Origin of the sequence: Hankyongella ginsenosidimutans (assembly GCF_005144965.1) — a bacterium.
In the GTDB taxonomy this organism is placed as follows: domain Bacteria; phylum Pseudomonadota; class Alphaproteobacteria; order Sphingomonadales; family Sphingomonadaceae; genus Hankyongella; species Hankyongella ginsenosidimutans.
Window position 1 is genome coordinate 2,168,886 of record NZ_CP039704.1, and the last position, 18,238, is coordinate 2,187,123.

Here is an 18,238-nt window from a genome sequence, read left to right on the forward strand (position 1 = left end):
AACGCTCAGCGTTTCGCGGGTCAGGGTCTGGCGATCGCCGCGCTGAGTTCTGGAAGCGCTGACATCTGCGTGCGCACCTGTGCTTCGTCACCGACGATGACGACGGTCATGCGCTTTTCATCGAAGTAGGCGTTCATGATGCGTTTGACGTCGTCCGCGCTCACCGCGCGCATGGTCGCGACATAGCGGCCAAGTTCCTCCCGCGGCACACCGAGCAGGTCGTAGGCCGCATAGCTGCCGATCAGGCCGCTGCGTGAGGCGATGCGGAACAGATAGCTGCCAGCAAGGCCGTTCTTCACCCGGTCAAGCTCGTCCTCGGGCGGCGCCTCGCGTTTGAGCTTGCCGATTTCGTCGAGGATGACCTTGAGCGAGTCTGCCGTGTTCGTCGCCGTCACATCCGCGACCTCGACCCAGCGCCCGAAGCCGGGGCGCAGGCTGTACGACGAGTCCGGCGAATAGGCGTAGCCTTTGTCCTCGCGCAGGCTGAGCGTTATGCGCGAGGAGAAGTCGCCGCCCAGCAGTTCGTTGGTCACGCCGAGAGCGATGCGGTCCGGGCTGCTGGCGTCCGGCATCGGCAGCCCGACGATCAGGGTGGATTGCGGTGCATTCGGGCGGCCGACCAGGCGCACCGTCAGCGCATCGTTCAGCTTCGGCGGGCTGAGCGTGATCGGCGGGCCTTCTTGCCAGTCCCCGAACACCCTGGCGATCACTTGCTTGATTGCAGCCGCATCGAACTGGCCGGCGACATAGAGGTGCGCGCGCCGCGCCCCTAACTGCATGTCGAAGAACTGTCTGATCTGTGCGTAGCTGATGGCCTGCAGGTCTTCAGCGCGGGCAACCGGCTGCCCATAAGGGTGCTGACCGTAAAGGCGTTGGCAAACGCCATATCCGCCTGGGTCTGCGGGCTCTGCAGGCTGACTGCCAGGCCCGCAGGGCATCCTGCTTCAGGCGCGGCAGCTCGGATTCTGGCAGGTTTGGCCGGCGAACCTGGTCAGCAAGCAGCGCGATGGCGGGGCCTGCAAATTCGCTCAACGCCGAGATGCCAGCGCTCATGGTGTCCGATCCGCCGGCAAACCCGACCGATCCGCCCATATCGCCGGACGCGCGCGCCACATCGGCCGCCGATTTGCCGCCCACGCCCTCGTTCATCAGGGCGACGAACAGGTCCGTCAGGCCGCGCACGCTTTCGTCCAGCCGCCCGGTGCGGATTTGCAGGGTTGCCGAGTTTGGGCACCGAGCCATAGGGGATGAGCGTCACGCCCATGCCGTTCGGCAGGCTGTAGGTTTCCACACTCGGCAGCGCAAAATCCTTGGGCGTTCCGACCGGCGGTGGCGTTTCCGTTTCGGCAAGCGCGGGCAGGGGGCGAGCGCCAGCAGCAGCACGAGGGTCCGGATCATGGGTGTGGCTCCGCGCCAGGCTTGACGATCAGGATGGTGCGCTGGTCGCGCGCCAGATATTTCGCGGCAGTCTTGCGCACCTGCTCCGGCGTGATGGCGGCGAACCGCGCTTCGATCGTATTGATCTTGCCGGGGTCGTCGTCGAACAGGGCAAAGCTCGCCAGCAGGTCCACGAGGCCAAAGCGGTTCGACGAGGAGATCAGGTCATAAAAGCTTGACCGCAACTGGGTGCGGATACGCTTCAAGTCGCTCTCCGGCACGGGTTTTGAGCGCAAGTCCTCGATGACGGCATCGATTTCCTTGAGGATCATCTCCGGCGCGACACTGGCGTCATGGATCAGCCCGTAGGTCATCAGCATCGGCCCGTTGTAGCTGAACTGGCTGCCGAGGAAGGGGTTGATGCCGCCGGAGACGCTGTCGGTCAGGCCCTTGTCCCGCACCAGACGCTGGACGAGCCGGCTGTCGTCCCCGCTGGACAGCAGATCCTCGATCAGGCCCATGGCGTAGAAATCGTCCGTGTGCCGCGGCGGGACACGCCAGGCCACCTGAAGCCCCGGTTTGGGTGCCAGCGGGTCGGTGCGCTCGGCGCGTTTCTCGGCAGTCTGTGGCGGTTCGCTGAGGTCCGGCAGGGTTGCGCGCGGGCGGGCTGGGATGTTGCCGAAATACGTCTGCACCCAGGATTTGACCTGTGCCTTGTCCATATCGCCGGCGACGACCAGCACGGCGTTGTTCGGCGTGTAGTAGGTTTCGTGGAAAGCCTTGGCCTGATCGAGCGTGGCGGCGTCGATTTCTTCCAGGTCGCCGTAGAAATTGTGCGCGTTATAGAAATTGCTGAAGGCGACCTGTGGCATGTCCAACCAGACGAACGCGCCGTACGGCTGGTTGAGCACGTTCACCTTGACTTCGTTTTTGACCACATCCTGCTGGTTTTCAGGTTATCCGCCGTGATGGCCAGCGATTTCATGCGGTCGGCCTCGGCCCAGAGCACGGTCTGGGTGACATGGCTCGGCACGACCTGGTAGTAGTTGGTGTAGTCCCAGCGGGTGGAGCCGTTGAGCGAGCCGCCATTGCCGGAAATCAGCTTGTCATACTCGCCCTTGGGCAGGTTGGCCGAACCCTGGAACATCAAGTGCTCGAACAGGTGCGCAAAGCCGGTGCGGCCCTTGGGTTCGATGCGCCAGCCAATGCCGTAATAGACGGCGACGGTGGTTGTCGGCGCATTGGCGTCCGGTGCCAGCACGACCTTCAGGCCATTCTCCAGCCTATAATAGTCCAGCGTGACCAGCGGCGCGGGCTGCTCCGCAGGCGTCGGGGTGCGCGCGGCGACAGGAGAAGCAACAAGGGCGAACCCGGCCAGCGCCAATTGGAAAAACAGCGTCGGTTTCATGGTTTGCAGCCTATTGAAGGCATGGAATATTGTCCAGCGCACATGCAGGAACTTTGTATTGACATTTGTATGTACATAGTGGATCTTCCCTATGAAAACTGCGCGCATCGACGGGTTCGACTGGGATGATGGCAACCGTGAGAAGTGCCTGAAACACGGCCTGACGCTGGCGCTGATCGAAAGCGTCTTCCTGGGTGGCGTGCACATGATGCCGGACCCTGCGCACTCCAACAGGGAGGCACGCTACATCGCAATCGGATGCACAAGTGAGCAGCGCCATGTTTTATCGCCTTCACACTGCGCGACCGGAATGGTTTGAGGCTTCTGCGTCCGATCAGCGCGCGATACATGCATCGCAAGGAGGTTGAGCATTATGCCAAAAGCACTGCCGAAGCTGGGAACGGACGCCGAGGCTGAAGTCTTTGTCGAAACCGCAGATCTGACCGGTTATGATCTCTCGGGGCTCACGGCGGTCAAATTTGAACTGGCGCCGAAAGCGGCGCGGCTGAACATGCGCTTGCCGACCCTGCTGCTTGATGCCGTGAAAGCGGAAGCCGCGCGGGAGGGCATGCCGTACCAGCGCTTTATCCGCCTCGCGCTGGAGCGCGCCATCACGCGATAGGGTCGTGGTGCCCATCAAGGCAGAGTATCACGCGACTGGCTGGATACGGCGGTAGCTCAGCGCTTCGGCGATGTGCACGCGGGTCAGCGCCTCCACGCCGGCGAGATCGGCGATGGTGCGGGCGACGCGCAGCACCCGGTGATAGCCGCGGGCGGAGAGACGCATGGTCTCGGCTGCCTGCGTCAGCAGCCGGCTTGCGGCCTCGTCGAGCACTGTCGCTGCCGCCAGCACATCGCCGTCGGCCTCCGCGTTGGTGCGCGCCGACGTTCCGGCATAGCGCGCGCCTTGCCGGGCACGGGCGGCGGCAACCCGCGCGCCCACCGCATCCGACCCCTCGGCGGGTGGCGGCAGGGCGAGGTCCGCGGCTGCGACTGCCTGCACCTCGACATGCAGGTCAATGCGGTCAAGCAGCGGGCCGGACAGGCGTGCCTGATAGTCGACGGCGCATCGTGGTGCGCGCGAACAGGCCTGCGCCGGGTCGCCAAGGTGGCCGCAGCGGCACGGGTTCATCGCGGCCACCAGCTGGACGCGCGCAGGGTAGGTGACGTGGGCGTTGGCGCGCGCGACCACGACGCTGCCGGTCTCAAGCGGCTGGCGCAACGATCGAGCACCGGGCGCTGGAATTCCGGCAGCTCGTCAAGAAACAGCACGCCGTTGTGGGCAAGGCTGACTTCGCCGGGCTTGGCGCGCAGCCCGCCGCCGACCAGCGCCGCCATCGAAGCGCTGTGGTGCGGGGCGCGGAACGGGCGGGCGCGGATGATCCGCCCGTCGGCAAGCGCGCCCGCCATGGAGGCGACCATGGAGACCTCCAGTGCTTCCTCGGGGCTGAGGTCCGGCAGGATGCCGGGCAGGCAGGCGGCCATGAGGGACTTGCCCGCGCCCGGCGGGCCGATGAACAGCAGGTTGTGGCCACCGGCGGCCGCGATCTCCAGCGCGCGCTTGGCGGTCTCCTGGCCTTTGACCTCCCGCAGGTCCGGCCCGCGCGGGCGAGTGGCGGCTTCGGCCGGCGGCGGGGCAGTGAGCAGCTGCTCACCCTTCAAATGGTTGAGCAGCGCGATCAGATCGGGGCTGCCAGGACCTCGATGCGCCCGGCCCAGCCGGCTTCTGCGCCCTGCGCCGCCGGACAGATCAGCCCCAGATCCTGCGCGGAGGCGGAAAGCGCCGCCAGCAGCACGCCGGGCGGGGCAATGCGGCCGTCCAGCCCCAGCTCGCCCAGTACGACATAGCCCGCCAGTTGCTCGGGGTCGGCAAGGCCCATCGCGCCAAGCAGGCCGAGCGCGATCGGCAGGTCGTAGTGGCTGCCTTCCTGGGCAGGTCAGCCGGCGACAGGTTGACCGTGATGCGTTTGGGCGGCAGCGCCAGCCCGATCGAACTCAGCGCCGCGCGCACCCGTTCCCGGCTTTCGGCGACCGCCTTGTCCGGCAGTCCGACGATGGTGAAGGCCGGCATGCCACCTGTCACATGCACCTGCACGTCGACCGGCCGCGCCTCCAGCCCCAGGAACGCCACTGTCGGGATATGCGCGACCATTGCTGCCCCATTCTCTTCCTCGCTAGGCTAGCAACTTCAGCCGCGCGATCAACCTTTGGTCACGGTGGCCGTCCGGCTGCGGATGGCGATCGCGGTGCCGATGAACACCAGGATCGCGCCGGCCCCGCCGCCAGGTCCCAGCGGTAGCCCTCGAACAGGGTAGAGAGTAGCAGCGCGACCACCGGCGCCAGCACATTCACATAGGCCGCGCGGCCGACCCCATTGAGCGCAGAAGCTGCGCATAGAGGCTGAACGCGATAACCGAACCGAAGACCGCCAGATAACCAAGCCCGAGCAGATACGACATCGAATGCGCAAGCGGCGGCGGGCCTTCCAGCACGAACGCGATCACCCCGGTCATCGCGCTGCCATAGAGCATCGCGGTTGCATTGAGGGCGAACGGCGGCAGGGTACGCAGGCGCGGCATTGCCGGGAAGAGGTTCCCGACCGCTGCGAACAGCACCGCCAACAACGCAAACAGTGCGCCGCGCAGCCCGCCGTCCGCCAGGCTGAACGCGCCGACCTCACGCCAGAACAGCAGGGTGACGCCAGCGACGGCAAGCGCGCCGCCGATCATCAGGCCGCGCGTGAACGGCTGGCCGAGCACGAGGCGGGCGAGCAGCGGGTTGAGCACGGCCATCAGCGTGAAGGCGACCGCGACCACGCCGGACGGCACGGTCTGCTCGGCGGTGTAGGTGCCGATGTAGTTGATGCTGAACAGGAACAGACCGAACAGTGCCAGGCTGACATGCACGCGCAGGCCCTGCGGCGGCGTTTCCTTGCGCAGCCGGGTCAGCACGCTCAGCAGCAGCCCGGCGATCAGAAACCGGTAGCAGATCGACCAGATCGCAGCACCCGGCTCCAACTGGGTCGTGATCGCCAGAAAGGTCGAGCCCCAGATCGCCACCACGATGGCGAACTGCAGCGGTGCGGGCATGGTCATAACGCGATGATGGCTTGCGCCAGGGCCTCGACCTCGCAATCCGGCTGGTCCCAGGAGACAACGAAGCGGGCGTGGCCGCTGTCGGTCGCGCCCCAGTCGTAAAATTCAAAGCCCTGCGCGCGCAAGGCGGCTGCAGCCTGCGAACCCAGACGAACAAAGACCTCGTTGGCCTCCACCGGATACAGCAGGCGCATGCCGGCCGCTGCCGCCAGGCGCTGCGCACCGGTGTTGGCGTGGCGGGCGTTGCGCGCCCAGACCCCGGTCTCGACGTAGGCGAGGATCTGCGCGGCCAGATAACGGCCCTTGAGAGCAGATGCCCGCCGCGCTTGCGCCGGCTGGCGAAATCGGCCGCCTGCTCGGGGTTGAAGAACACCACCGCCTCGCCACTGAGGGTGCCGTTCTTGGTCGTGCCGAACGACAGCACATCAACCCCGGCGCGCCAGGTGATCTCCGAAGGGTGGCAGCCCAGGTACACCAGACTGTTGGCGAACCGTGCGCCATCCATATGCAGCGCCAGACCGCGCGCCTTTGCGCATGCACCGAGGGTTGCGATTTCGTCGGGCGTGTAGCTCAGCCCGTATTCCGTGGCCTGCGTGATGGAGACGACCCGCGGCTGAACCGTGTGGACGTCGCTGCGGATCGGGGCCAGAACTTCGGCGACTGCGTCCGGCGTGATCTTGGCGCCCCAGCCATCGGCAAGCAGCAGCTTGGCGCCGTGGGTGTAGAACTCCGGTGCGCCGGCCTCATCAACGTGGATATGCGCCTCCCGGTGGCAGACCACGGCCCCGTAGGGCGGGCACAGCGTTGCCAGCGCCAGGCTGTTGGCGGCGGTGCCAGTCGAGACGGCGAACGCCTTGACGGGCGTGCCGAAGAAATCCCCAGCACGGCGTCGAGGCGCTGCGACCACGGATCGCCGTCATAGGCGTTCACGCGCCCATGATTGGCGTTGCTCAGCGCAGCAAGGATCTCAGGCGCGGCAGGCGCCGAGTTGTCGGACGTAAAGCGCATGGGATGACCTGAAAGAAGGAGAGACTTCTTTCTAGCCGTCATGTGGCGACGCGTCACCACAGATTTTTCGACCTGTCTTCAGAATGACACGCATAAGCGTTGACTCTGCGAATAACTCGCAATAACACCGTCGCTCTGAACCAGAAACAGGGTGGATTGCATTCCATGATGAAAAATTGTCGCCAGCACCGCTTCGGCGCGCCAGCCACACCGGCGCCTTGCTGCTGACCGTGCTGTCGAGCGCGGTCCTGCCGGGCAAAGCACAGGCCGACGCGGACGACGATGCCAGCACGCGCTTCCCGAGACGGTCGTGATCGGCCAGCGCGAGAAGGACGCCAACCCCAACGCCAACCCGAATGCGCCGTACAAGGTCGAAAAGTCGGCCAACGACAAATTCACCGAGCCGCTGCGCGATACCCCGAAGTCGGTGACGGCGATCCCGAAGGAAGTAATCGAGGATGTGGGGCCACCAGTTTCCGGGAAGTCGTGCGCGCGACGCCGGGCGTCACGCTTGGCACCGGAGAAGGCGGCAACGCATTCGGCGACCGTATTTTCATCCGTGGCTTCGAGGCACGCAACGATGTCTACATCGATGGTCTGCGCGACCCCGGCGTCACCAGCCGGGAGGTTTTCGCTGTCGAGCAGATCGAAATCGTCAAGGGGCCGAGCAGCAGCTTCGGCGGTCGCGGCACGACCGGCGGCGCGGTCAGCCTGCAATCCAAGCGCCCGACCCGCAATGACTTCATCGTTGGCGAGGCCGGGATCGGCAGTGAAAATTATTACCGCGCCACCGTCGACGCCAACCTCGACATCAACAAATTCGTCTCGGTGCGGGTGAACACCCTGTACCAGAGCGCCGACACGCCGGGCCGGGATTTCGTGGACTCGGAACGCTTCGGCGCCACGGCGAGCGTTCAAGTGCGCCCGACCGAGGACCTGACGGTCACCGGCGACTATTACTTTGCCCGCCTCGACGGCATCCCCGATTTCGGCCACCCGTTCGATGTCACGACCCAGCGGCCGTACAAAGTTGACCGCGAAAATTTCTACGGCGTCATCGGGCGCGATTTCCTGAGCGGCGCGCATATCGGCACACTGAACGTCGAGTATCAGGCGAGCGACACCATCAAGCTGCGCTCGGTGTCGCGCTACGGGCGCACCTTCAACCGCTATATTGTCGGGGCGCCGGGCGCGATCTGCCGGTTCACACGCAACGCCAACGGCAGCTGCCCGACGACCGGCGTGGAGTTGCCGGAGGATCAGTTCACGGTGACCGCCGGCGGCCAGCGGCGCTGGGCCGACAACAAGTATGTCGCGACCATCAACGATGCGACCCTGCGCTTCGACACCGCCGGCATCGGCCATACGGTGGTGACCGGCATGGAATATGCGCGTGAGACGGTTGAAAACCGCACGATCGCGCTGCCGACCTTCGTCGAGGACTCAAGCGGCAATGCTGTTCCGACGCCCACCACCTTCATCCGCAACCTGCTGAACCCGAACCCGGTGCTGGGCTTCGAGATTCCGCATCCGCTGAACGGCCTGCCGCCAAGCGAGGTCAAGGTGCGCTCGTTTGCGGGGTATCTGATCGACACCATCAAGTTCACGCCGCAGTGGCAGTTGCTGCTCGGCGTGCGCTACGACAGCTACAACCTGTCGTTCTCTAATCCGAACGCCACCGGAACGCAGCCGCGCAGCCTGTCGAACAAGGTCGACTTCTTCAACTATCAGGCGAGCCTGGTTTACAAACCGGTCGTGGCTGCCACGCTCTATGCGTCGTTCAGCACCTCGTCCAACCCAAGCGGCGAGCAGTTGGACGGCAATGGCATCTCCTACGATGGAATTTCCGCACAGACCGAGGCACTGGAGCCGGAGCGCAACAAGTCCTACGAAGTCGGCGCGAAGTACGAACTGTTTGATGGCGAACTGCTGCTCACGGCGGCCGTGTTCCAGATCACCAAGAGCAACGCGCGCGAGAACATCGGCAACAATGTGTTCGAGCTGGTCGGCGAGCTGCGCTCGCGCGGGGCCGAGTTCGGGGTCAACGGCAATGTCGGCGAGCGCCTCCAGCTCTTTGGCGGCTATTCATTCGTGAGCGCCGAGGTCATCGAGTCGGCGATCCCCGAGAACGTCGGTCGTCGCTTCGCCAACATCCCGCAGCATTCGGCGTCGCTGCTCGCGACCTATCGCATTCTCGACAGCGTGCAGGTCGGCGGCCAGGTTTACTGGCAGGACGAGGTGTTCGGCGGCACGCAGTTCGCCGGTACGGCGCAGATCCCCGGCTATGCCCGGTTCGATGCGGTGGCGCGCTGGAAGCCAACCGCTTATTCCGAACTGCGGTTGAATGTGCTCAACCTGACCAACAAGACCTATTATGATGCGATTTATCGCTCGAGCTCTCCGTTCGCCTATGTGGCCCGGCCGCTCGGCGACGCTGAACCTGACCCTGAGCTTCTGACCGTGCTGATCGCCATCCCCGATGTGTTGAGCCCGGAGGCCGCGCGCGGTCTCCGGGCGAGGATCGCCGCCGCCGACTGGGTGGACGGCAACGCCACCAGCGGCCAGGTGGCGGCGCTCGCCAAGCGCAACCGCCAGCTGCCGGAGACGTCCGTGGCGGCGCGCGAGGCGCAGGCGACGGTCAGCCAGGCGCTGGCGGCGAACGGCCTGTTCCTGTCGGCGGCGCTGCCGGCGACCATCTTCCCGCCGCTGTTCAACCGCTATGGTCCGGGCGAGACCTTCGATCTGCATGTCGACAATGCGATCCGCGTACATGGGCCGAGCGGCACCCGCATCCGCACCGACCTGTCGGCAACGCTGTTCCTCACCGACCCGGAGGACTATGACGGCGGCGATCTGGAGATCGAGGGCGCTTCGGAGCGCTCAGCTACAAGCTGCCGGCCGGGCATATGCTGCTCTACCCGTCGTCCAGCCTGCATCGGGTGACGCCGGTGACGCGGGGCGAGCGGATCAGCGTCTTCTTCTGGTTGCAGTCCCTGGTTGCGGACGATGCAGCGCGCGAGACGCTGTTCGATCTCGATCAGTCGGTGCAGGCCCTGCAGACGGAGCGCGGCGGCCAGGATCCGGAGGTGCTGCGGCTCATGCGCGTCTACCACAACCTCATCCGGCGCTGGGCGCAGCCCTGAGCAACGGCGAGGCTAGAGCGATTTCAAGCAGATGGACTCATCTTCTGGTTAAGAAATCGCGATAAAACAAAAACATAGAGCGGCGATCTGATTCGATCAGATCGAAAACCGCTCTAAACCCCGTACAGGTCCGGCAGGCCGAGCACGCCTTGCAGGCGATCGAGCGCGGTCAACAATTGCCGGTGGAGCAGCGGGTCACCCAGCATGTCCGGAGCGATCTCGTCCGGGTAACTGTCTTCGATCCAGCGCTCCAGGGCGTCCGCCTTCTCGGGCGTCAGCAGGAAGCGGGGGTCAAGCGCCGCCACCTCTGCTTCTGTAAGGGCCACGCGCAGGCGCAGGCAGGCGGGGCCGCCACCGTTGCGCATGCTCTCGCGCACATCGATCACATGACAGGCGGCAATCGGGCCGTTGCTGCCGGCCAGCGCATCCAGATAGGCCTTGGTGCTCGGGGTTTCCTGCGTCTCGGCCGGCAGGATCAGCGCCATCCGCGGCGCGGACGTGGTGCTGCCCGGCAGGGTCACCAGCATCGAGTTGAACAGGTAGGAGCGTATGGCGTCCGCCATCGGCACGGCGCTCGTCGGCACTTCCTCGACATGAAGGGCAGGGAAGGCCGCGCGGATGCTGGTGTAGGTCGCTGCCTTGTCCTCGAACGCGTCCTCATGGGCGAACAGCACCGTCTGATTGACGACGCTCACCACATCGTTGTGGAACGCACCGGCCTCGATCGCGCGGTTCGCCTGCTGCACGAACACCGGCTGCCGGACGCCGTGACGCCGTGCGATCGCCTGGCTGGCGCGCAGGGTCTGCCGGGCCGGGAAGCGGCCACCCGGATTGTCGCCGTAAACGAACAACTCCACCCCTGGCGCTCCATGCGCGTCGCAGAAGCGGCCATGGTTGGCGGCCCCTTCGTCGCCGAAGGCGGCATGCATCGGCAGCGGCGCGTGCACCGAGAAGTAGCGGGGATCGGCGAACAGCAGATGCAGTTGCCGGGTGGTGAACTCCGCCTCCAGCGCCCGGTGCAGGTTGGTCACCAGGTTGGCCGGAGAGACATGCATGCGGCCGTCCCGCGTGTCCGCACTCGGCGAGATGGTGGCGGCGTTGGCGGTCCACATGGCGGACGCGGCGCAAAGGTTGCGCGCCAGCGCCGGGTCCTCGGCCCAGACCTGCGCCATCATGGCCTCCGGCGCGCCGCGATAGCCAAGCGCATGGAGGGTCGGAACATGCGGGCGCAGATGCGGCAGCAGCAGGCCCTGAGTCAGGCCAAGCGACATCATCAGCCGCATCTTGGCGAGGCCTTGCAGCGCCGCCGCCTTCGGGCGGGAGATTTCGCCGGCATTGTTGGCGGATGCCAGATTGCCCAGGCTCAAACCGCTGTAGTTGTGGGACGGGCCGATCAGGCCGTCGAAATTGATCTCGATGGCGTTCACGGGCGGACTCCTGCGCAAAGCCGACCGGCTTGACCTCGGCTGCCTCAATGCCCGCAACGGGATAAGCGCAATAGTCTGCTGCGTAGTAAGCGCTTGGCCGGTGGTTGCCGGATGCGCCGACACCGCCGAACGGTGCGTTGGAGGCGGCGCCCGTGGTCGGGCGGTTCCAATTGACGATCCCCGCGCGGCTGGACGCCCAGAAGCGCCGGTACAGTGCCTCGTCGTCCGAGATCAAACCGGCGGCCAGACCGAAGCGCGTGGCGTTCGCCTCGTGCAGCGCCGCCTCGAAATCGGCAACGCGGATGACTTGCAGCAGCGGACCGAAGAATTCCGTGTCGTCACGCTCCGCAAGGCCCGTCACATCGTAGAGGCCGGGCGAGAGCACCGGCTTGCCGGGGACAAGCGTCGCAAGCCGGCGCAGGGCTTTCGCGCCTTTGGCATCCAGTGCGCCAGCAGCGGCGAGCAGATGGTCGGCGGCGGCCTGCGACACGACGGGACCATAAAAGGCTGTGGGTCGTCGAACGGCAGGCCGACGATCAGCCGGTCGATCAGCGCCGTCAGCGCCTCGAGAATTTGCGCGCCCTCCGACCCCGCCGGCAGGATCAGGCGGCGCGCACAGGTACACCGCTGCCCGGCCGAGACATAGGCGGACTGGACGATCAGTTCGGCGGCGGCGGCGGTATCACCCACATCCCAGACGACCAGCGGGTTGTTGCCGCCCATCTCCAGCGCCAGGATTTTGTGCGGCGCGCCGCCAAGCTGGCGGTGCAGCGCTGCGCCGGTGCCGGCGCTGCCGGTGAACAGCAGGCCGTCGATCCCGTCATGCTGGCTCAGGTGCTTGCCGGTCTCGCCGGCGCCGGCACCACATTCAGAACGCCCTCCGGCAATCCGGCCTGCGTCCAGTAATCCGCCATCTGCAAGGCAACTGCCGGCGTCAGCTCGCTTGGCTTGAAGACGATGCTGTTGCCGGCGATCAATGCCGGCACGATATGGCCGTTGGGCAGGTGCGCCGGGAAATTATAGGGGCCAAGCACAGCCAGCACACCGTGCGGCTTGTGGCGCAGTGCCTGCACGCCGCCTGCGGCCGTCGTCTCGCGGGTGCCGGTGCGCTCATGATAGGCGGAAATCGAGATGTCGACCTTGGCGGCAACAGAGGCGACCTCAGTGCGCGTCTCCCACAATGGCTTGCCGGTCTCCTGTGCGATCAGACTGGCGAAACGATCCGTATCGGCAAGGACGATTTCCTTGTACCGGTGCAGGACCGCCAGCCGTTCGTCCAGCGGACGCGCCGCCCAGCCCGGAAACGCCCTGCGCGCGCGCGCGACGGCGGCGTCGACATCGCCGCACGGGCCGCGCCACACAACCTCGCCGGTTGCCGGATCGATCGAGACGATTTCAGAAGGGGCATAGGCCAGTTCCTCTCCGGGCTCGACATCAAGCGCCATGGCGGCTGCCGGCTCGATGCAGACGCCGTAGCCCTGCCGCCAGATCCGGGCAACGGTTGCACGGTAATCGCGCCCGACGCCCGTCGCGATCAGCATCGGCGTGATACCGTCCGGTGCCTGGGCAACGTCGACCAGTGCCGCCGTCTCGCGGTCCCGCACGGCCTTCAACTGGTCTATGTCGGACTCGACAGTCGGGCCGGCGTCGAAAATGTCGACATAGCCATGGTAGCGAAAACCTTCGGCCTGCAGCAGCTTGTAGGCAGGGACGCTGTTGTCGTGCGGTCGGCCGATCACGGCCTGCGCCTCATGTGGCAGCAACTGCACATAGAAGGGATATGTCGGCATCAGGTCCGCGATGAACTGGTTGCCGTACAGCGAATTGTAGCGGTCGGCCTCATCGAACGGCATGTCGAAGAAGTGCCGGCCCAGCGCCTCCCAGAACGGACGCAGGCCATGCGCATTCACATAGCCGCGCAGTTCGGCGACGATCCGCTCGGGGAAGCGCTCGCGGCTGGCAGCGACGAACAGATAGCGGCTGCGCGCCAGCAGGCGGCCAAGACCGCGTGGGCTGCCCGACTGGCGCCAGCCCTTGGCGAGATACAGGCCACCGACTTCGGCTGCGCCATCGAAATCGTTGACCAGCATCAGCACGTCATACTTGTGGATCTTGCGCAGTTCCCGGTTGGTCTGGCTGAGACGCGCGAGCCGGAAGCTGTAGAACGGCCAGTCGACGCCAAGCTGGGCGAACAGGCAGGAGGTGCCGATCACCTGGCGGCTCGCCGTCTCCTCCAGCACGAGGATATAATTCTCGTTGCCCGGCTTGGACACGTTTGCCGCATAGCTCGCTTCGGAATTCTCGAGCCGCTGGATCAGTCCATCACGGTCGGGCGGCAGGTTGGTCAGGCCGCCGCCGGTCTCGACCGCAAGGGTGTAAAGCGCGTCGAGATCGTCCATGCGGGCTGCACGGATGCGAAACCCTTCGAGAGATGTCATGATATCCTGCCCGGCCTGTGAATTTTGCCGGACGCTAGCCGCATCAGCAGCAATGCTGCAAGCTGCGCGCGCTCGCTAAGGCTCTCTACGATGCAAAATTCCTCGGAAGAATGGATTTTCCCGCCGCGAACGCCCAGCGTGTCCACCACCGGCAGGCCAACGGCAGCCAGGTTATTGCCATCGCAGCAGCCGCCGGACGGTTTCCAGGTGATCGTCTGCCCGAGCAGCCGGCCGCACTCACGCACCGCCTCGAACAGCCGCTCCGCCTCGGGCGTCATCGGCTTGGGCGGTCGGTGAAAGTGCCCGTGCAGCGCAAGGCGCACATCGCACTGTCGCGAGACCTCGTCCGCGATGCGGTGCAGTTCGGACTCCGCCCACGCGGCATCCTCAGGCGTCCAGGCACGCACCTCGAACCGCCCGACCGCCTGGTCCGGCACCACGTTGGTCGGCCCGCCGCCCTCGATGCGCGCCGCATTGACCGTCAGGCCGTCGCGCATCCCATGCAGCTGCTGGATCGCAACGAAGTAGCGCGCGATGGCGAGGATCGCGTTGCGCCCCGCCTCGGGGTTGCGTCCGGCGTGCGCCGCGACACCCTGCGCCGAGATCGCGAAGGTGCCGATGCCCTTGCGCGCGCCGGCAAGCGTGCCGTCCGGCAGCATCGACGGTTCGAACACCAGCCCAAGGTCGGCGATACGGCCGCACTCGCGAAGCAACGGTGCAGACCCAAGCGAGGAGACCTCTTCGTCCGAATTGAGAATCACCCGGTAGCCGATGTTGGCGGCCCAGGGGCTGCGCTCCAGCGCCAGCAAGGCATGGAGCAGGATCAGCACGCCGCCCTTCATGTCGGCGACGCCCGGGCCGTTCAGTGTGCCAGCGTCCAGCCAGGTCGCCGTCTGAAAGCCATGGTCACGGGGAACACCGTGTCCATGTGCCCGGTCAGCAGCACCTGGATTGGTGCCTCGGGTCGCTGCGTGATCAGAAGGTTCGGGCCATGCGCCAGGTCGATAACCTGTCCTGCGGGATCCAGAGTCTGCGCAGGGGCGGGGTCGCGCGTCTCGATCCGCGCACCGAGCGGGGAAAAGCCTCGGCCGCCTTCGCGGCAAAACGGGTCAGCCCCTCGATATTGCGCGAACCGGTATTGTGCGCCGACCAGTCGATCAGCGTGTCGACCATGGCCTGCTGCCGACTGGCGATCCAGTCCAGAGGGCCGCTCTCGTGATGATCGATCTGCGTCATGCGCCTGCTTTCGTTGCTGACCCGATGTAGTTGACGCTCAAATCATCCGACAGGTGGAAGCGCTCGCTGACGGGGGTGTAGCTGAGCCCGCGCAAATCCATAAGCTGCAGCCCGGCGGAGCCAAGCGCCTGCCGGAACTGGTCCGGCGTCAGGAAGCGCCGCCAGTCGTGGGTGCCGCGCGGCAGCCAGCGCAGCAGATACTCCGCACCGACGATCACCGACAGGAAGGAGGCCACGGTGCGGTTGGGCGTGGAGAACAGGAACAGCCCGCCCGGCTTCAGCAGCGCGGCGATGGTCTCGAAGTAGCGCGCGACATCGGCGACGTGCTCGACGACTTCCAGGCTCACAACGGCATCGAATTGGCAGCCCGCGTCAACCAGTGCCTCCGCGGCCCCGCTGCGATAGTCGATCCCGAGGCCGGACTGCGCGGCGTGCGCACGGGCGACGGCGATCGACTCGTCGGCGGCATCGATGCCGGTGACGGCAGCGCCCAGGCGCGCCAGCGGCTCGCACACCAGGCCCGCGCCGCAGCCGAGGTCGAGGATCGTCAGACCCTCCAGGCAGCGGCGGCTGTCTGGCAGGCCGAAATGCGCGCGCAACTGGTCGCGCAAGTACCCGATCCGGGTCGGGTTCAGGCGGTGCAGCGGCGCCATCGGGCCGTCTGCGTCCCACCAGCGGTTGGCGAGGCTGGCGAATTTCGCCTGTTCGGCGGGATCGATGGTGGATGGTGCAGCGCTTGCGTTCATAATGGCAACTTCCTATGAGACGCGCGGCTTTGCAACAGCAGCCGAAACGTGGCGTCGTCTCCAGCGTCACGCTCACTAACCCCTCCGGGGCATAACGGACCAGAGGAAAGCAGTCAGCCGCTATGGCGCGCATCGTCATGAAATTCGGCGGGACCTCCGTCGCCAATCTGGACCGCATCCGCAATGTGGCCCGCAAGGTCGCCGCCATGCTCGATGCCGGGCACGAGATCGCGGTTGTGGTCTCCGCCATGTCCGGCGAGACCGACAAGCTGGTCGGCTATGTGCGCGAGGCCGCCGAACTTTACGACCCGCGCGAGTACGACGCCGTGGTCGCGACCGGCGAGCAGGTAACCTCCGGCCTGCTGGCGATCGTGCTGCAGTCCATGGGGCGCAGGGCGCGATCCTGGTCCGGCTGGCAGCTGCCGATCCGCACGGACGACGCCCACGGCGCAGCGCGCATTCTGGACATCGAAACCGCGCCGATGCTGGCCGCCATGGCGGCGGGCGAAGTCGCCGTCGTCGCCGGTTTTCAGGGCGTGAGCGCGCAAGGCCGGGTGACGACGCTTGGCCGTGGCGGCTCCGACACGTCTGCCGTGGCGCTGGCGGCGGCGCTGAAGGCCGACTGGTGCGACATCTACACCGATGTCGACGGCGTCTACACGACCGATCCGCGCATTGTGCCGCGGGCGCGCAAGCTGGCGCAGATCACCTATGAGGAAATGCTCGAACTCGCGAGCGTGGGTGCCAAAGTGCTGCAGACCCGCTCGGTCGAGATGGCGATGAAGCATGGTGTGCGGGTGCAGGTGCTTTCCTCCTTCGAGGACAAGCCGGGCACCTGGGTAGTGGATGAGGATGAAATCGTGGAACAGGAACTGATTGCCGGCGTCGCCTATGCGCGCAACGAAGCCAAGATCACGCTCATCAACGTGGCCGACCGCCCCGGCGTGGTGGCCGCCATTTTCGGTCCGCTGGCCGATGCCAACCTGAACGTCGACATGATCGTCCAGAACGTCAGCCACGACACCGGCACGACCGACGTGACCTTCACCATCACCCGCACCGACCTGCCACGCACGCTCGACCTGCTGGAGCGCCTGCGCGATACGCTGCGCTACGAGCGGGTGATCTCCGACGCCAACGTCGCCAAGATTTCGGTGGTCGGCGTCGGCATGAAGAGCCATGCCGGCGTCGCGCAGCGCATGTTCAAGGCGCTGGCCGACAAGGGCATCAACATCCAGGTGATCTCGACCTCCGAAATCAAGATCAGCGTCCTGATTGCCGACGACTACACCGAACTGGCCGTGCGTGCCCTGCACAGCGCCTACGGCCTCGACGCCCTGGACGCCGCCGAGTGAGCGCCATGAGAACCCTGAATGCGCTCATGCAGCGCGGCTGCGACTTCCTGGGCTGCGACGTCGCCATCATGGCCGGCGCCATGACCTGGGTTTCCGAGCGGAACCTTGTCTCGGCGGTCTCCAACGCCGGCGGCTTCGGCGTGATCGCATCCGGCTCCATGCCGCCGGAGGTGCTGCGCGCGGAAATCCGGGCGACGCGCGCGCTCACCACCCGGCCGTTCGGCGTCAACCTCATCACCCTGCATCCGCAACTGCTGGAGCTGATCCAAGTGTGTGCTGACGAGCAGGTGAGCCATGTCGTGCTGGCCGGCGGCCTGCCGAGCGCGCCGGCGATCGAGGCGATCAAGGGCTACGGCGCCAAGCTCATGTGTTTTGCGCCGGCGCTGGCGCTGGCGAAGAAGCTGGTCCGCTCCGGCGCGGATGCGCTGGTGATCGAGGGTCGGAGGCCGGCGGGCATATCGGGCCGGTTTCCACCTCGGTACTGGCGCAGGAAATCCTGCCGCATGTCACCGATGTGCCGGTGTTCGTCGCCGGCGGCATCGGCCGCGGCGAGGCGATCGCCGCCTATCTGGAGATGGGGGCAAGCGGCGTGCAGCTCGGCACCCGGTTTGCCGCTGCCAGCGAGTCCGTGGCGCATCCGGCCTTCAAGCAGGCGTTCATCCGCGCATCCGCCCGCGATGCCGTGGCGAGCGTGCAACTGGATCCGCGCCTGCCGGTGATCCCCGTGCGCGCTCTCAAGAACAAGGGCACGCAGGACTTCGAGGCGACCCAGCGCACCGTCGCGGCCGCGGTCTCGGCCGGCGAACTGGCGCTGGCCGAGGGCAGCTGCAGATCGAGCATTACTGGGCCGGCGCGCTGCGCCGCGCGGTCGTCGAGGGCGATGTCGAGACCGGATCGCTGATGGCCGGCCAGTCGGTCGGCATGGTGACGAAGGAAGAGCCGGTGGCTGCGATCATCGCGGAACTGGTCGCGCAGGCGCAGGCCTATCTCGCCCGCACCTGACCG

At 66.2% G+C, this 18,238-nt stretch carries 14 protein-coding genes and 7 pseudogenes; 7 read left to right on the forward strand and 14 right to left on the reverse strand.

Going from position 1 to position 18,238, the window contains the following annotated elements; all coding sequences use genetic code 11:
• Window positions 1–20 precede the first annotated feature (20 nt).
• The 4 genes from E6W36_RS12780 to E6W36_RS19290 all read right to left on the reverse strand — a co-directional run bounded on the left by E6W36_RS12780 (window position 21) and on the right by E6W36_RS19290 (window position 2,785).
• Window positions 21–938, reverse strand: a complete 918-nt coding sequence (locus E6W36_RS12780) for a M16 family metallopeptidase (protein WP_281277331.1) — start codon at window positions 936–938, stop codon at window positions 21–23.
• Window positions 826–1,242, reverse strand: coding sequence for a peptidase M16 family protein (locus tag E6W36_RS12785; RefSeq protein WP_222872839.1), 417 nt, complete (start codon window positions 1,240–1,242; stop codon window positions 826–828). The genes E6W36_RS12780 and E6W36_RS12785 overlap by 113 nt, the downstream gene beginning before the upstream one ends.
• A 152-nt stretch (window positions 1,243–1,394) precedes the next feature.
• Complete coding sequence (locus E6W36_RS12790; protein ID WP_246047697.1) at window positions 1,395–2,315, reverse strand: M16 family metallopeptidase; 921 nt, start codon at window positions 2,313–2,315, stop codon at window positions 1,395–1,397.
• The gene (locus tag E6W36_RS19290) at window positions 2,291–2,785 is read right to left on the reverse strand and encodes a M16 family metallopeptidase (RefSeq protein ID WP_246047699.1); all 495 of its coding nucleotides are present in this window, start codon (window positions 2,783–2,785) and stop codon (window positions 2,291–2,293) included. Before E6W36_RS19290 ends, E6W36_RS12790 begins: the two co-directional genes overlap by 25 nt.
• A 91-nt stretch (window positions 2,786–2,876) precedes the next feature.
• On the opposite strand from E6W36_RS19290, the gene E6W36_RS12795 reads away from it, so the two are divergent.
• Both E6W36_RS12795 and E6W36_RS12800 read left to right on the forward strand, forming a co-directional pair.
• Entirely contained in the window at window positions 2,877–3,104 is a 228-nt protein-coding gene (locus E6W36_RS12795; RefSeq protein ID WP_222872840.1) for a BrnT family toxin, read from the forward strand.
• A 54-nt stretch (window positions 3,105–3,158) separates the two neighbouring features.
• Entirely contained in the window at window positions 3,159–3,407 is a 249-nt protein-coding gene (locus tag E6W36_RS12800) for a CopG family antitoxin (RefSeq protein ID WP_222872841.1), read from the forward strand.
• Between the two features lie 27 nt (window positions 3,408–3,434).
• Here the strand turns inward: E6W36_RS12800 and E6W36_RS12805 are convergent.
• The 4 genes and pseudogenes from E6W36_RS12805 to E6W36_RS12820 form a co-directional block, all read right to left on the reverse strand.
• A pseudogene (locus E6W36_RS12805) lies at window positions 3,435–4,937 on the reverse strand (YifB family Mg chelatase-like AAA ATPase).
• A 59-nt stretch (window positions 4,938–4,996) separates the two neighbouring features.
• Window positions 4,997–5,137, reverse strand: coding sequence for a hypothetical protein (locus E6W36_RS12810; RefSeq protein ID WP_222872842.1), 141 nt, complete (start codon window positions 5,135–5,137; stop codon window positions 4,997–4,999).
• The gene (locus E6W36_RS12815; RefSeq protein WP_222872843.1) at window positions 5,134–5,874 is read right to left on the reverse strand and encodes a DMT family transporter; all 741 of its coding nucleotides are present in this window, start codon (window positions 5,872–5,874) and stop codon (window positions 5,134–5,136) included. Before E6W36_RS12815 ends, E6W36_RS12810 begins: the two co-directional genes overlap by 4 nt.
• Before the next feature lie 2 nt (window positions 5,875–5,876).
• A pseudogene (locus E6W36_RS12820) lies at window positions 5,877–6,888 on the reverse strand (threonine aldolase family protein).
• A 176-nt stretch (window positions 6,889–7,064) separates the two neighbouring features.
• Between E6W36_RS12820 and E6W36_RS12825 the strand changes: the two are divergent.
• From E6W36_RS12825 to E6W36_RS12835, 3 genes and pseudogenes are all read left to right on the forward strand, one after another.
• Window positions 7,065–7,202, forward strand: coding sequence for a hypothetical protein (locus E6W36_RS12825; RefSeq protein WP_222872844.1), 138 nt, complete (start codon window positions 7,065–7,067; stop codon window positions 7,200–7,202).
• Window positions 7,171–9,234: pseudogene (locus E6W36_RS12830) on the forward strand (TonB-dependent receptor); the annotation flags it as partial. The gene E6W36_RS12825 and the pseudogene E6W36_RS12830, both read left to right, overlap by 32 nt.
• Before the next feature lie 114 nt (window positions 9,235–9,348).
• Window positions 9,349–10,031 (forward strand): annotated as a pseudogene (locus E6W36_RS12835) (Fe2+-dependent dioxygenase).
• Between the two features lie 113 nt (window positions 10,032–10,144).
• Here the strand turns inward: E6W36_RS12835 and E6W36_RS12840 are convergent.
• The 6 genes and pseudogenes from E6W36_RS12840 to ubiG all read right to left on the reverse strand — a co-directional run bounded on the left by E6W36_RS12840 (window position 10,145) and on the right by ubiG (window position 15,878).
• The gene (locus E6W36_RS12840; RefSeq protein ID WP_222872845.1) at window positions 10,145–11,458 is read right to left on the reverse strand and encodes an N-succinylarginine dihydrolase; all 1,314 of its coding nucleotides are present in this window, start codon (window positions 11,456–11,458) and stop codon (window positions 10,145–10,147) included.
• Between the two features lie 40 nt (window positions 11,459–11,498).
• Window positions 11,499–12,903 (reverse strand): annotated as a pseudogene (gene astD, locus E6W36_RS19295) (succinylglutamate-semialdehyde dehydrogenase); the annotation flags it as partial.
• Window positions 12,880–13,896, reverse strand: a pseudogene (locus E6W36_RS19300) (arginine N-succinyltransferase); the annotation flags it as partial. The pseudogenes astD and E6W36_RS19300, both read right to left, overlap by 24 nt.
• Window positions 13,893–14,777, reverse strand: a complete 885-nt coding sequence (locus E6W36_RS12860; RefSeq protein WP_342776887.1) for a hydrolase — start codon at window positions 14,775–14,777, stop codon at window positions 13,893–13,895. The pseudogene E6W36_RS19300 and the gene E6W36_RS12860, both read right to left, overlap by 4 nt.
• Before the next feature lie 94 nt (window positions 14,778–14,871).
• Window positions 14,872–15,132 (reverse strand): hypothetical protein, encoded by a 261-nt coding sequence (locus tag E6W36_RS22250; protein ID WP_342776672.1) that lies wholly within the window; start codon window positions 15,130–15,132, stop codon window positions 14,872–14,874.
• Window positions 15,129–15,878, reverse strand: a complete 750-nt coding sequence (gene ubiG, locus E6W36_RS12865; protein WP_222872847.1) for a bifunctional 2-polyprenyl-6-hydroxyphenol methylase/3-demethylubiquinol 3-O-methyltransferase UbiG — start codon at window positions 15,876–15,878, stop codon at window positions 15,129–15,131. Before ubiG ends, E6W36_RS22250 begins: the two co-directional genes overlap by 4 nt.
• Before the next feature lie 122 nt (window positions 15,879–16,000).
• Between ubiG and E6W36_RS12870 the strand changes: the two genes are divergently transcribed.
• The gene (locus E6W36_RS12870; protein WP_222872848.1) at window positions 16,001–17,233 is read left to right on the forward strand and encodes an aspartate kinase; all 1,233 of its coding nucleotides are present in this window, start codon (window positions 16,001–16,003) and stop codon (window positions 17,231–17,233) included.
• 26 nt (window positions 17,234–17,259) lie between these two features.
• A pseudogene (locus tag E6W36_RS12875) lies at window positions 17,260–18,235 on the forward strand (NAD(P)H-dependent flavin oxidoreductase).
• Window positions 18,236–18,238 lie beyond the last annotated feature (3 nt).

Bases quoted from the DNA above. Each gene is read 5' to 3' on its own strand.
- E6W36_RS12780 (WP_281277331.1), bottom strand. From the start codon at position 938: ATGCCCTGCGGGCCTGGCAGTCAGCCTGCAGAGCCCGCAGACCCAGGC.
- E6W36_RS12785 (WP_222872839.1), bottom strand. From the start codon at position 1,242: ATGGCTCGGTGCCCAAACTCGGCAACCCTGCAAATCCGCACCGGGCGG.
- E6W36_RS19290 (WP_246047699.1), bottom strand. From the start codon at position 2,785: ATGAAACCGACGCTGTTTTTCCAATTGGCGCTGGCCGGGTTCGCCCTT.
- E6W36_RS12795 (WP_222872840.1), top strand. From the start codon at position 2,877: ATGAAAACTGCGCGCATCGACGGGTTCGACTGGGATGATGGCAACCGT.
- E6W36_RS12800 (WP_222872841.1), top strand. From the start codon at position 3,159: ATGCCAAAAGCACTGCCGAAGCTGGGAACGGACGCCGAGGCTGAAGTC.
- E6W36_RS12815 (WP_222872843.1), bottom strand. From the start codon at position 5,874: ATGCCCGCACCGCTGCAGTTCGCCATCGTGGTGGCGATCTGGGGCTCG.
- E6W36_RS22250 (WP_342776672.1), bottom strand. From the start codon at position 15,132: ATGACGCAGATCGATCATCACGAGAGCGGCCCTCTGGACTGGATCGCC.
- ubiG (WP_222872847.1), bottom strand. From the start codon at position 15,878: ATGAACGCAAGCGCTGCACCATCCACCATCGATCCCGCCGAACAGGCG.
- E6W36_RS12870 (WP_222872848.1), top strand. From the start codon at position 16,001: ATGGCGCGCATCGTCATGAAATTCGGCGGGACCTCCGTCGCCAATCTG.